The sequence below is a fragment of the Algibacter marinivivus genome (assembly GCF_003143755.1).
In the GTDB taxonomy this organism is placed as follows: Bacteria; Bacteroidota; Bacteroidia; order Flavobacteriales; family Flavobacteriaceae; genus Algibacter_B; species Algibacter_B marinivivus.
In genome coordinates this window covers 65,370-79,442 of sequence record NZ_QFRI01000002.1, presented here as the reverse complement: position 1 = coordinate 79,442, position 14,073 = coordinate 65,370, and the positions used below count along the sequence as shown (strand labels likewise).

The 14,073-nt window shown below is 30.0% G+C and carries 9 protein-coding genes; 2 read left to right on the top strand and 7 right to left on the bottom strand.

Annotated elements, in window-relative coordinates; translation table 11 throughout:
- Positions 1 to 307 precede the first annotated feature (307 nt).
- From DIS18_RS08735 to DIS18_RS08725, 3 genes are all read right to left on the bottom strand, one after another.
- Positions 308 to 1,573: a purine-cytosine permease family protein gene (locus DIS18_RS08735; RefSeq protein ID WP_109352696.1), complete on the bottom strand. Its 1,266-nt coding sequence runs from the start codon at positions 1,571 to 1,573 to the stop codon at positions 308 to 310.
- 1 nt (position 1,574) lies between these two features.
- Positions 1,575 to 2,612 (bottom strand): 2,5-dihydroxypyridine 5,6-dioxygenase NicX family protein, encoded by a 1,038-nt coding sequence (locus DIS18_RS08730; RefSeq protein ID WP_146191814.1) that lies wholly within the window; start codon positions 2,610 to 2,612, stop codon positions 1,575 to 1,577.
- Between the two features lie 69 nt (positions 2,613 to 2,681).
- Positions 2,682 to 5,039: a TonB-dependent receptor gene (locus DIS18_RS08725; protein WP_109352694.1), complete on the bottom strand. Its 2,358-nt coding sequence runs from the start codon at positions 5,037 to 5,039 to the stop codon at positions 2,682 to 2,684.
- Between the two features lie 126 nt (positions 5,040 to 5,165).
- Between DIS18_RS08725 and DIS18_RS08720 the strand changes: the two genes are divergently transcribed.
- Positions 5,166 to 6,386, top strand: a complete 1,221-nt coding sequence (locus DIS18_RS08720) for a hypothetical protein (RefSeq protein ID WP_109352693.1) — start codon at positions 5,166 to 5,168, stop codon at positions 6,384 to 6,386.
- A 133-nt stretch (positions 6,387 to 6,519) separates the two neighbouring features.
- Here the strand turns inward: DIS18_RS08720 and DIS18_RS08715 are convergent, their stop codons facing one another.
- Together DIS18_RS08715 and DIS18_RS08710 are read right to left on the bottom strand one after the other, a co-directional pair.
- A complete protein-coding gene (locus DIS18_RS08715; RefSeq protein ID WP_219930762.1) occupies positions 6,520 to 6,921 on the bottom strand; it encodes an antibiotic biosynthesis monooxygenase family protein in 402 nt (133 codons plus the stop codon).
- A 59-nt stretch (positions 6,922 to 6,980) separates the two neighbouring features.
- Positions 6,981 to 7,415 (bottom strand): MarR family winged helix-turn-helix transcriptional regulator, encoded by a 435-nt coding sequence (locus DIS18_RS08710; RefSeq protein ID WP_109352692.1) that lies wholly within the window; start codon positions 7,413 to 7,415, stop codon positions 6,981 to 6,983.
- Between the two features lie 449 nt (positions 7,416 to 7,864).
- On the opposite strand from DIS18_RS08710, the gene DIS18_RS08700 reads away from it, so the two are divergent.
- Complete coding sequence (locus tag DIS18_RS08700) at positions 7,865 to 10,912, top strand: CotH kinase family protein (protein WP_245925647.1); 3,048 nt, start codon at positions 7,865 to 7,867, stop codon at positions 10,910 to 10,912.
- A 147-nt stretch (positions 10,913 to 11,059) separates the two neighbouring features.
- On the opposite strand, the gene DIS18_RS08695 is transcribed toward DIS18_RS08700, so the two are convergent.
- Positions 11,060 to 11,797: a LytR/AlgR family response regulator transcription factor gene (locus tag DIS18_RS08695; protein WP_109352691.1), complete on the bottom strand. Its 738-nt coding sequence runs from the start codon at positions 11,795 to 11,797 to the stop codon at positions 11,060 to 11,062.
- Entirely contained in the window at positions 11,797 to 13,977 is a 2,181-nt protein-coding gene (locus DIS18_RS08690) for a tetratricopeptide repeat protein (protein ID WP_245925643.1), read from the bottom strand. The genes DIS18_RS08695 and DIS18_RS08690 overlap by 1 nt, the downstream gene beginning before the upstream one ends.
- Positions 13,978 to 14,073: the final 96 nt, after the last annotated feature.

The window sequence follows — 14,073 nt, the reverse complement described above, 5'->3', positions numbered from 1 at the left end:
TAATTATTTTACACAAACATACGATATTTTTGACGCACGACAAAAATATCGCATGTTTTTATTCATTAAGCATTCCACACACATTCCACTTCTCTCCTACGTCGTTTCGTAAAAAGCGTGTTCCATTAACATCGTAGAGATTGTTTTTAGAAGAAAAAAATAAGAAAAAATAGTAGTTTAAACTTCGCTTTTGCCAAAGCAAAGTTACATAACGCGAGAACATTATGATACAGATTAATCATTATCATAATCAGTCATTATGTAAAATGTCTTTGTAACACTAAAACCGCAAAACTTATTGTAATAATCAAGAAGAAATTTTAAATATTTCCTTTCGGGTAAGAAAAACATAAAGTAAACCACCTAAAACAAAAGAATCAATAAAATATGCGTGAGTAAGTTGAAACACTTCAAAATAAGTGAATACTGTAATAATTGAACTAATGATCCAACTTATTAATGCTGAAAATTCCCATTCTTTAATTTCTTTTAGCTTATAATTCTGCTTTCTAACAAAGAAAAAATTGATAATATAAATAGCTGAAATTGCTGGAGCAAAAACACCCATTAAATCAAGAAAATCAAATAAATAATCTGAAAACCCTAATAATGCTAATGTTATACCAAAGCTACCCATAACTATTGCCATTTTTTTATAGCTCCAATTAGTCTTAACAGTTGAAAACGTTAATGTTGTTGAATATAAATTTGAAGCATTACCAACCCAAGTAGACACTAGCAATAGAAAGAAAGCTGGTAGTACTAGATCTAAACCCTTCATGATTTTTATAATATCTACTTCTCCACTCATAATAGATGGAATAGCACTAAACAATAAAGCAATTGGAAATCCTATAGTAATACCTAAAACAGCTATTAAGCTTTGTTTGTCATTATGAATAAAACGGGAAAAATCCGCCATTAATACTGGAAATAATATAGATGAACCTACTAAAATTGAAGTAGCTTGGAATAAACTCATTGTTGGGTTTTCTGGTACAAATGTTATAACCTCTGCAAACGAGATGTCTTGAAATGATTTATAAACAACATACCCCAAAAACAGCGTTAATAAAGGTACAGCAACATTGGCGAGCTTTTCAAGACTTTTAATTCCATAAACGGTAGTTATTATTATTAATACCCCAATAACTATTATTATTGGCCATTCAGGAATATTGATTTTTAAGGTTTCGGATGCTGTATCTTTTACTGCAATAGCAAGTAACTCTAATGATACTGAAAACCAGCCTAAAAGCGTAATACCAAATATAGTATTCATTATTTTTGCGCCTTTACGACCAAAACTAAAGTGTAATATCATATAAGTTGATAATCTAGAACGATTACCAATAATGGTTGTTGCCATACACATTAGGGTTAAAACCAGTGTTGAAATACCAAAAGCCCATAATGCTTTTTCAAACCCAACTGCTAATGTTACTTCAGAACCCAAATATAAAATAGGCAAGGTTAAACCTGTACCTGCAATAATCAACGCAACTAACCAACCAGATGTAAAATCTTTAGGTTGTACTTTGGTAGTTGTATATTGACTATTCGTTTCTGACATTTTAATTCGTTAAAAGCTTTTGAGCTAAAGGTCTTAATTTTGGATGACAAATTTGTCCATTTTCAAATATTTGAATGGCATCAAAATAGAGATTCACTTTTGTGACAACACCATCAAAATGTGAAGCTGCTTCTTGTCCAAATGGAGGCATATCCATAGCGCTTGTGTGCCCAAAACCAAAATCAACACCACCCCAAATACGCTCGTCTTCTACCAACTCATAAGATAATTCAGTGACTTTAGGATTTAAACCAATCATATTATGAGAAATTTTATACATGTTTTCATCATTAAAAGTGGCTAAATAGGTTTTAAATTCTTCTGCTGACTTCCCTCCTTTTACATCTATTACTTTTCCGTTTTTCAGTATAAATTCTAGTGTATCATCTTCTGCAAATTGCAAATGATCGAATACAATAGAACCATTCATACTGCCTAGTTTTGGAACTATGTTTACAAACCCTGGCGCAGTACCAAATTTTGGTTGTGAATAATCTCCATCATCAACATCAAATGCATAATTTAAATCGATTTCATAAGATACATCTGTACCATTGTTACTTGTAATTCTCACTGATTTTGAAGCCATTGCCATAGTCCTAACTTCATTTAATAAAACTTTAAGACGCTGAATATCAAAACCAGTAAAAACACGATCTAATGATTGAATTGTGCTATCTGCAATAATTAAATAACGGAGTTGTTTATTTTCTTTCATTGCAGTTTCCCAAATATCTGAATATAGTAGAACTACTGAATTTGCTTCAATCCAAACATCTACATTGCAAAGCGCTGCGGTTATTGCTTTTGAAGGCCAATCTTTCATACCTGCTTGACTATCGTTTTCCGCTTTCGGAATTTGTATTATTAAAGGCAATCCACCAGCGTTTTTAGTAGCTACAAATAAAGCATCAATAATTGCTGTATCTGAACCAAAATCTGCTGTTATAGCAACAGTTTCTCCTTTTTTAATTTGGAACATATCTTCCATTAATGTTTTGGAAAAACGTGTCCGCAATAATTGTTTGTCTGTTGTCATAAACTTGAAAAAAAAGAGGGAACTCTACATTCCCTCTAATTAGAATTAATCAAATTATTTAATTTACACTTAAAATTTTATTGAAATAGCTGTACCTACTGATAATGGTTGACCTCTCCATGCAACATCATCTGGACTTCCAACAAACTCTCCTGGTGAAAACTCTTGATAATATTGTTTGTCTGTTAAGTTTTTGCCCCAAATATCTAGTTGCCAGTTTTTATAACTTAATCCAATACGAGCATCTAATAATGAATAGGCATCTGTAGTATGAATAGCTAAATTACTTTCATGCCAATAGGTCTTTCCTGTTGTATCTAGATTTAAAAAGCCATTAAAATTCAAATTATCTGTTACTTTAAACGAAGATTCCAAACCTATTCCAAAAGAGCTTACAGGTACAAAAGGCGTTTTCTTTCCATTGTAAGTAGTATTATCTGTAAATGCTCCGTCTGATCCTCCTGATGTACCTCCATCTACAATTTCTGCATCAGCCATACCAAAATTAGCAAAAACATCTAGCCAATTTGAAAGTCGTGCACGGGATTCTAATTCAAATCCAAATATTTTGGTTTCATCATAATTATACACACCTGCAATAAAAGTGTTTAAATCTAAAATGTACTGTTGTTGGTTATTTAATTTTGAAGAAAATATTGAACCATTAAAAATTAAGCGATTATTCCAAGAAGTCGTTTTAAATCCTAGTTCATAATTATCTGAAGTTTCGTCATCGAATTCTCTATTAAATAAATCGGTAGCATCTGCATTATAGCCACCATTACGATAACCTTTACCATAGTTTGCGTAAAACAATGCATTTTTTGAAGCTTGGTATGATAATGATACTTTAGGTTGAAACTCATTATTATCTCTTTCTGAAGACGTAACGAATAAGGCATCTACTTGACTAAATTTATCTATATCATATCTAAATCCGACAGAAGCCGTTAGCTTTTCGGTTAATTTATAATCAGCAAAACCAAATAGCGCTATGGTTTTAATTTCATTTACATAATCTGCAACATCATATTCTGCTGGACCAAATTCAGCATCTACTCCATCTGCACCATTTTGATACACATCTTTTTCTACTTTTTGATAAAAACCACCTAAACTCCAATCTAGTTTAGTGTCTGTATTTGTATTATTAATTCGTAATTCTTGATTGAAAGTTTTAGTTGTAGCTTCTTCACCTTGCGTAAATAAATCAAGGTCTATAAAATCTAAATCTCCAAATGTGGAACGTTCTACTTTATTAATAGACGTAATACTTTGCAGTTTTACGTTTCCAAAATTATAGTCCATTTTAAAGTTTCCATAATTGTTAATCATATCAGATTTACCAAGTACATCAGCTACAATTACATTATTACCTTCTTTTGGATTTGGATCTAAGACACCACCTGGGAATTCGCCATCAAAACCTATTGGGTTTACAGAATAATAGGTTGCTCCACCATCAATTTTAAAATGCTGATAGGTTGCAGAAACTGTAAAACTTTTAGATAATCTAGCTTTTATTTGACCTCTAATATTAAAGTTATCTGAAAAATCTACATTTTGATTTAAAAATTCATTGGTTAAAAGACCATCAAAGGTTTTATATTGTGTTGAAAAACGGTAAAACACTTTATCCTTAGATATAGCACCTGAAGATACAAATTGACTTAGTAAACTTCCACCATTACCAATGCCAAATTTTAGTCTATTAGACCCTTTATTTGTTGGTTCTTTGGTATAAATATTAACTGCTCCTCCGATTGCATTTTTACCGTACAAAGCACCTTGAGGGCCTTTTACGACTTCTACTAAAGCTAAATCATATAAATCCTGACTTAATAAACTTGGGTCTGGAATAGTAACACCATCTACAACGAAAGCTAAAGGTGCATCTCCACCTCTAACTTGTGGAATACCTCTTACTGTTATAAAATTTAAACCAACAGCTTGAGCAGAATTGAATTTTAAGTTTGGAACTAGTGTAGAGAACGAACTTACATCTGAAATACCTGCGCTTTCAATTCCTTCAGCATTTAATGCTGTAACAGATTCTGGTGTAACCTGAATAGATTCTGTTCGCTTTCTAGATTTACCTATTACTCCAGTAAAACCCCTTATAACGACTTCGTCTAATGATTCTGCTGATTCATTTAACGTGACATCAATTTGATTTTTTTCAGAAACTGAAATTTCTTGAGATTCAAATCCAATAAAAGAAAATTCTAAAACTGCATCGTTTGAAGACACATTAATTTCAAAATTTCCATTAAAGTCTGAAATGGATCCATTTGTTGTTCCTTTTTCAATAATATTTACTCCAGGAATTGGTTCTCCTTTTTTATCAGTTACATTACCGGAAATAGTTGTTTGCGAAAAAGACAATGTTGTTATTAATAAGAATAACAATGATACAGTATGTTTCATGGTTTATGGATTAGTTTTAAGATACTTAATAATTCAATTATATAAAAGTAGTATTCAAATATTAATTATTATTAATGCTAATTATTAAAAATATTTTTAATAATTTTATTTAAATAATAGGAATTTATGAAATCAAGCTCATTACTACTAACTCCTGAATACTTTAAGATTATATTAGATAAAGTATATGAAACCTTCTTATATAAGCATAATCTTAAGAAGCTTCCAAAAGCATTACAATTATATGGTTATGGTGCTTTTAATGATGATAAGCCAAGTCTAAAGAAAGATTTTGAAGACATTGGCTCTGAGTTTATTAATGGAAAATATCTTTATGATAAATCACGAGAACTTGAAAAAGGCAAACCAATAATTAAGCTTAATCAACATTATAAAGACATCATTTTACTTTATTTAGGTTACAAGAATTTTAATGTCTTTCTTGAAGAAAATAAAACATCTGTTATCGAGTATGAGAAACAGCATGATTTAATTTATAAAGATAATGAAGATATAACTTACTATTATCTAAATTACTATTTTGGGGAAGACGATACAATATTAAAAGGACAAACTATAATATCAAATAATTGGAAAAAAATTCAACATATTTTTATATATCCTTTAGAAGATGGAACTTTTAGAGAACATTACAGTAATGGTAGTATAAAGCGACAAGGAGACACAATTACAATAAAAACCAATACACTTTCTGGCGATAGATATATTGAAGGTGCAAGTGAGATTTATTATATAGGCCATAAATCACCTTCAAACATAAATTATCTTATTGGTACGTATTGCACTTTTGATATTTATACAAATACTGTTGCAGGACGCTCTATTCTTGAAAAGTGTGAGAGTAAACAAGTAATGGAAGAACAATCTAAAACACCTTTTATTCCTCCATATATAGCTTTAGAAATTAGAAACAAGCGTATTGTTAATAATAGTTTTGTGCCTAGAAATGCTTTGGAGTTATCAAGTAATAGTCCATATGCTTCGCTATACGGCAAATTACCTGGAACCTATGAGTTAAATTTTAATTTTGATACTGGCTTTAAAGAGATTTTAAAATTCAAAATATTACCAACAAATTATCAAATTATAACGTTAACTGATAATGTATATATAGAAAAAGACAATTTTGAATTGCTTAACAAAGGATCGGTAATAAATTTTAGGTTTAGTTTTTCAGGCATTATAGCTCTAGAGAGAGTGAATATATATTTCAAAACCTATTATTTAAAAAATAAAAATGGTACACAAGAAGGAGTTTTTAGTGGTATTGATAATGAAAATAGGTTAATAAATGGAACTTTAATTGTTAATTATATTCAGAATTAATCAAACCATTACACACATATTACTTACGCAAGTTATTTAATAAATAAGAGATCGTGCACCTCAAGTTGCATAACGCAGAACTTTATAATACAAATTATTGAAATCTTGAAGTTTTGATTTTTTATTTTCCTATTTATTCACTGATAACAGAATAAAGAGACGGATTAGCTTTAAGCCCTTCTGGAGGTAATACTCCTAGTTCTTTTGCCATTTTTTGACTTGCTTCTGTAAATGCCTTTGGGCTTTCCCAAACGGCAACATTTATTAATTCAAATTTTGAACCTTCTTTTATTGATTTATGTAATTTGGTTGAAATATAACCAGGTTCTTTTTTAAGAAAATCTCTACAAGCTTCCCAATAAACTATTGATTCTTCTATCTTGCCTTCTGGTACTTCAAAAGGATTTATAAGAGTAATGTTTGTTTTTTTGTTAGATTCCATATTTGTCTTTTTTTCAGTTTTTTCTTTATTTAAACAAGATGTCACTGTAGTTACTAATAGAATTGCAATTGCTAATGTTTTAAAATACTTCATGATAATTATATTATAATTGATATAACAATATTTGTTATGACAAATATATGAATAAAAAATTACTCAATTAAATTATTAATTATTTTGTTAGATATTTTATTATACGAATCCATTTCCTTTTTACTTATGTTTTTAGATATTTTATTTAAAATATCAACTGCAAGTGGTTCTACTAAATCACGTATTTCTATTCCTTTTTTGGTTATAGATAAATTCCAACTGCGACGGTCATTAGGGTCAGAATGCCTAATAACTAAACCTTTCTTTTCAAGTTTATCAACCATCCTCGTAATATTTGCGTTGTCTTTAAAAGTTAATTTTGCTACTTCTTTTTGTGTTAAATCAGAGTTTTCGTTTAACCTGTTAAGAATTGCCCATTGCTCGGGTGTTACATCTATGTTATGGCTTTTAATTGCAGAACTAAATTCTCTTTTTAATAAGAGTGCTGTCATATTTATAAGGTATCCAGCAGATTGGTCTAAAAACGAACTCATCTATTTACTTGTCATTTTATTAGTTAACATGACAAATATAACTATTCTAAATATTTATGCATCATTTTTTGGCCATTTTGCTTCCCTCCTGCGTCGTCAAATAAAAAGTGTTTAAAATCTTAAAGTAATATTGAACCTCAAACTGCTTAATTGACATTGTATAAGAAACTATAATAATTATCATTTTTCAACAAAACTTAAATTGTAAAAGTGACAAAATTTAGAACGATTTATAAGTCAGTCTTCTATAAATAACCAACTATAATATTATAAATTATGAGTTATAAATATGACTTGCAATTTAGTGTGAGAATCAAAAAATTCGATAAGGTGTATTATTTTCTCCCTTAACGGATTAATTAAATAAAACTGTAGCGTTTATGTATAGTAGCATTGCTCATAAAAAAATACTTAAAAGATTAATTTTGTTTTAAACAAAATAAAAATTCATGAAATACTTGTTTTTTGTAGTAATTACTATATGTTTTTCTACGTGCCTTTTTTCACAAGTTTCAAATCTAAATGATGATTTTGAAGGAAATGGAAATATTACAACTTGGGCTGCAGACAATACGATTATAGATACAGCGTTTTCAAATCCGTATCCTGAAGGAATCAATACTTCCAATACGGTATTACAATATGAAGATATTGGTGGTGAATGGGCAAATGTTCGTTTTCAAGCTAGTGAAAATTTTGACCTTTCTACTAGTAGTTCTTTTTCAATAAAAATCTATGTGCCTTCTAGTAGTATAACTGGTACACAACCAAATCAAGTTTCATTAAAATTACAAGATGGAACTATCGATTTACCTTGGACCACACAAACTGAAATTATAAAGCCCATTGTCCTTGATCAATGGCAAGAAGTTTCTTTTAATTTTGCTACTGATAATTATATAAACCTAGATGGAAGTTCACCTAATCCAATTAGCAGAACGGATTTTAACAGAGTGTTACTTCAAGTAAATTCAGAAGGCAATTTTGATTTTGTAACAGCTTATATTGATGATTTTTTGTATGAAGAAGTTATTACTACTCCAATTGAAGATGCTCCAACTCCACCTAATAGAAATGCTTCTGATGTTATTTCCATATTTAGTGAGGCTTACATAAATGTTCCTGATGTTTATTTTAATCCTGATTGGGCTCAAAATACATCTGTTAACGAAGCTTTTGAAATAGTGCCAGGATCTGGTAACTTATCCTTAGAATATTCAAACTTTAATTATCAAGGAACGCATTGGGGCGATCATCCACAAGACATATCAGCTATGGAATTCTTGCATGTTGATATTTGGACTAACAACTCTGCTCCAAATGTTTATGTCATTAGTTCTGGCGATGAAATTGCTCACCCTATTTCTAGTCAACCTGGGTCATGGAAAAGTGTTGATATTCCTATTACAGGTATTACAGGAGATCTTACTAATGCTTATCAATTTAAATTTGATAATGGAAATGGAGGAAAAATTTATGTTGATAATCTATATTTCTGGAAAACCCCAGAAGTTTGTATTGAAGACTTAAATTCGGATACATTCAACAATAGTAATTTGCCAATTGTTATCATTGAAACATTTAATGGGGCTACAATTCCTGATGAGCCAAAAGTCTTAGGTACAATGAAAATTATCGAAAGACCGAATGGTGCTAGAAATTTTATTTGTGATGCTGATAATGATGAGTATTTGAATTATTCTGGTACAATAGGAATTGAAACTAGAGGTTCTTCATCACAAGCATTAGATAAAAAGCCATATGGTATTGATACTTTGGAAGATGATGGTATAGAAGATGATAATGTAGAGTTACTTGGAATGGCTAAAGAAAATGATTGGATTTTAAATTCTTTTGCTTTTGATGATAGTATGATGCGTGATTTTATTAGCTATGAAATGGCAAGAGAAATGGGCCAGTATGCTGCAAATTTACGGTATTGTGAAGTTGTAGTTAATGGCGATTACAAAGGCTTATATGCACTTTCAGAGAAAATAAAACGAGATGGAGATCGGGTAGATATTGCAAAGTTATCTGATGATGAAAACGTATTCCCAGAAGTTACAGGAGGTTATCTTATGCAGACAGATAGACCATCCGAAGAAGACCCTGAGGCTTGGTACAATAACGGTGCTGGGTATATTCATGAAAAGCCAAACTCAGATGATATTACTTCGGTTCAATCCGCATATATTGAATCTGTTTTTCGAGATTTAGACAATTCTGCAAATAATTCTGATATTACAAATGGCTATCCAGCAGTCATAGATGTGCCTTCATTTATAGATTATATGTTGATGGCTGAAATTAGCTCAAATGCTGATGCATATGCACTTAGTACGTATTACCATAAAGATAGAGGAGGAAAATTAAGAGCCGGCCCAATTTGGGATTATAATTTAACCTTTGGCAATGATTTATTTGACTTTTTTGATATTTATTTTGACCGCAGTTTTACTGATGTTTGGCAATTTGAATTCAGCAATATTGGAGCAAATTTTTGGGGAGACCTTTTTGATAACCCAGCATTTAATTGTTATTTATCAAAACGGTTTGATGAACTTACTAATACTGGACAGCCCTTAAATTATAATTACATATCAGACTTAATTGATAATACTGCAGCATTAATATCTGAAGCTGTTGTTCGTGAAAATGAACGATGGAATACTATAGATGATTTTTATGGAGAAATAGCTAATATGAAGAGCTGGATACAAGAGAGAATTATATGGATGGAATACAACCTTAACAACTATACAAGTTGTTATACGGTACAAACACCTTCTTTGGTTATAACTAAAATTGATTACAACCCAATAGAAACAGATACTTTCCCTGAGAGTGATGATTTAGAGTTTATTGAAATTCAAAACACTGGAAGTACAATTGTAAACCTTACAGGAATCTATTTTGAAAAATTGGGTGTGTCGTATCAATTCCCTGAAAATGCTACTATTGCAGCTGGAGAAGTGATTCATTTAGCAGCAGACGCTACTACTTTTCAAGCTAAATATGGTAAAGCCCCTTTTGGAACTTTTTTAAGAGATTTATCAAACAAGAGCCATAATTTAGTATTAGTAGACGCTTTTGGCAATGTAATTGACCAGGTTGAGTATAAAGATGAAGCACCTTGGCCAGAGTCTGCAGATGGAGATGGCTTTTATTTAGAACTTATTGATGTTAATTCTGATAATGCCCTGGCTATTAACTGGAAAGCAAGTTCTAGTGTAAGTTTAAGTACAAATTATTTTGATAATGGTGGATTTGTATTAAAGATATATCCAAATCCAGCAGAAGAAAAAATGATGATAAATTCAGAGAAAACTATTCAAAATATTTCAATTTATAATTTAGTAGGTCAGCAAATAAAAACATTACTGGTGAATGCTAAAACAAAAGAAATTAATATAAAAAACCTTAGTGAGGGAACTTATATATTAAATTTAAAATTATTAAGTGGTGAAAATATTTCACGTATGTTTATTAAAAAATAGAACATTAAAATATCACAGAATATATTCTTGAGACAAATCAATATATTCTCGCTAAATCCTATCTAAAATAGCCTTTCTCTAGGACTTGCCAATAGGTAGCTTAATGTTATTTTAATGAAGAAAAAATATGAATTAGAAAAATGAATTTTAGCTTTTATGAGAATTCAAAAACGATGCTACAAAATGTTCTTTCTTTCGTGAAGATACTGGGATTTTTTTTCCGTTTTTAAGATAAATAGTCCCAGATTTCTCATATTTATCTATAAACTTTAGGTTTACCATATAAGATTGATGTGGACGAACAAAATTAGATCGTGATAGCTGATTTACAAATTCTTTTAATGTTTTAGAAACTACGTATCTTTTATTATCACTACAATAAAACGTTGTATAACCTTTATCAGACTCACAATATAATAACTCATTTAAATTAATAACTTGAAAACTATCATGCAATGATAAAATAAGTTTATCATCGTCGTTAGTCCAATTTGACCTTACTGTATTAATTTGTTGTTTTTGTTTTGCTACAGGAAGTTGCTTTACTTTTTCCAAGGCAGATTGAAGTTCTTCTATATCTACAGGTTTTAAGATATAATCTACTGCCCCACTTTTTAAAGCTTTTAGTGCATATTCTTCATAAGCTGTTATAAAAATCACTTTAAAATTTAGATGCTCAACTTGTTCTAAAAACTCAAAAGCATTACCATCAGTTAGGTTAATATCCAAAAAAATTAAACCTGGTTTGCAAGCATTAGCAACAACAACTGCGTCTTTTACAGAGGCACACTCACCTATTACTTCAACTTTGGCGTCTATGGTTTGTAATAGATTAATTAATCCTTTTCTAATATATGCTTTGTCTTCTACTATTAATGTCTTCATCATGCAACAAATTTATGAGGAATAACTAAAGTTACAATAGTGCCTTGTGCGTTATATTTTTCTCTATCTTCAATAGTAACTGAACCATCCATTTTAAAATCTTTAGATAGTATTTTTAAGCGTTCTGAAGTTATAGCTGTAGATAGTGATTTTTTATACCCATTATTAGTCTTTTTTTGAGGCATATAACCAATACCATTATCAGCTATAGTACATATTAGTTTTTTATCTATATATTTTAAGCGAATATCAATTTTTTTATCATCGTTAGTATCAATAAAAGCATGTTCTATGGCATTTTCTACAAATGGTTGAATTAACATTGGAGGTACTTCAAACATAGGGATATCTATGGTTTCTTCTACTAAAAGTGTAGATTGATATGCATCGTTTTCTAAATTCTGAAGGGTTAAATAATTTTGGACAGCTTTTAATTCTTGCGAAAGTAACACTGTTTTATCTCTTGAGTTTTCTAAAGTAATTCTTAATAATTTTGAAAATTTTGATAGGTATGAAACAGATTTTTTATCTTCTTTATTTAATATCATCCCTTGTAAGACTGATAATGAATTAAAGATAAAATGTGGTGTCATTTGCGAGCGTAATAATTTTTGCTCTATAACCGCATTTTGAGTTTTGGTTTTGGCATTTTTTAACTTTTGATAAAAAATAACAGACCCTAATAGCATAGAAATCATTAGAACACCTATAATAGCCCATAAATAATTGCGTTGCGTTTTTTCTAAGTCCTCAGATTTAGCCCTTACTGTTTTAGTTAATTGTAATTCTCTAATATTTGCAGAATCTAATGCTTGCTTATACTTATACTCGTACTCTATTTGGGCTATTTTCTTTATATTTTCTTTATTGAACAGACTGTCATTTAATGTTTTGAATTGTTGGTGGTTTTCAAGTGCATCCCTATAGTTGCCTGTAGCTTTATAAATATTGAAAAGAATTTCCGTAGCTTCCTTTTGACAATCCAAAAAACCAGATACTTTGGAAATTTTTTTTGCCTTTAGTACATTATTGAGAGCACTGTCATATAGTTTTTGGTTCGCATATGTTTTCGCCAATCCTATATATGTATCGCATAATGTTACCTTGTCTCCAATTTCTGTACTGATTTTCTTTGCCTCTGAGAAATATTGATTTGCAGTGTTGAATTCATTTAATGCCAAATAAACCTCTCCAATATTATGCAAAATATTTGGAATTCCCTTTTTTGAACCAATTTGTTTGTTTATGTCTAATGCTTTAATATAATAATTGAGAGCACGTTCGTAATCTCCATTTTCTTCATATATGATGCCTATATCATTCAATGTTGATGAAACACCTCTTTTATTATCAATCCGTTTGTCTATTTCTAAGGCCTTTTCATAGTGCTTCATAGCCTTATCATATTGCTTCCGAGTCTTATACATCCAACCTATATTATTCAGGTGATTGGCAATACCTAAACTATCCCCAATCTTTTCATTAATGTATAAAGATTCTTTAAAGTACTCTAAGGCAAGTGGGTAATTTCCCTGGTCCAAATAAATAGTACCTAAATTATTTAAACTATAGGCAACACGTTGTTTATTTTTATCAGCCTTAGCTATAGAAAGCGCTTTATTTAAATATGGAATGGCTTCAGCAAATTCACCCAAATCCGTATATGAATTCCCCAAATTTATTAAACTTGCAGATAGGTTATTACTTCCTATCTCCTCTTCTATCTTTATTGCTTTTTTAATATAGTCTACTGATTTTCTTGGTTTTCCTATATTTTTGTAGGTTATGCCCATGGCATTATAACAGTTGGCTATACCCTTTTTGAAATCAATATTTTCATATAATTTCAACGCCTCATTATAGTAACCAAGTGCTTGGTCATAATTCGATTGTATAGCCTCGGTTATACCTTTTATATAAATATTTCTGGCTTTCCCCTTTTCAAACTGGATAATATCAGCTATCGTATATGCTTCATCCAAATATTCAAGGGTTTTTGGCATATCTCTACTGAAATGAGAAAAAGCCAGCGCATTTAAAATATTCACTCTGGTTGTATCCTTTTCTTTATGATGCTGCAATTCTATTTTAAGGCTATCAATTTTTTTGTTTTGTGATATAGAGGAATTCGTATAAAACAAAAAAAAGAAAAAAACAATGATGATTTTGATAATTTTCATCCTAAGAATGAGAGTATTTAAATATTAAAAACAACTTTTTTGAAAGTTTCCAACAAAAAATGAGTTAAAAATTATACAAGTATAATCATATAATTA

Coding starts and splice junctions, on each gene's coding strand:
- DIS18_RS08735 (WP_109352696.1), bottom strand. CDS start 1,573: ATGTCAGAAACGAATAGTCAATATACAACTACCAAAGTACAACCTAAA.
- DIS18_RS08730 (WP_146191814.1), bottom strand. CDS start 2,612: ATGACAACAGACAAACAATTATTGCGGACACGTTTTTCCAAAACATTA.
- DIS18_RS08725 (WP_109352694.1), bottom strand. CDS start 5,039: ATGAAACATACTGTATCATTGTTATTCTTATTAATAACAACATTGTCT.
- DIS18_RS08720 (WP_109352693.1), top strand. CDS start 5,166: ATGAAATCAAGCTCATTACTACTAACTCCTGAATACTTTAAGATTATA.
- DIS18_RS08715 (WP_219930762.1), bottom strand. CDS start 6,921: ATGAAGTATTTTAAAACATTAGCAATTGCAATTCTATTAGTAACTACA.
- DIS18_RS08710 (WP_109352692.1), bottom strand. CDS start 7,415: ATGAGTTCGTTTTTAGACCAATCTGCTGGATACCTTATAAATATGACA.
- DIS18_RS08700 (WP_245925647.1), top strand. CDS start 7,865: ATGAAATACTTGTTTTTTGTAGTAATTACTATATGTTTTTCTACGTGC.
- DIS18_RS08695 (WP_109352691.1), bottom strand. CDS start 11,797: ATGAAGACATTAATAGTAGAAGACAAAGCATATATTAGAAAAGGATTA.
- DIS18_RS08690 (WP_245925643.1), bottom strand. CDS start 13,977: ATGAAAATTATCAAAATCATCATTGTTTTTTTCTTTTTTTTGTTTTAT.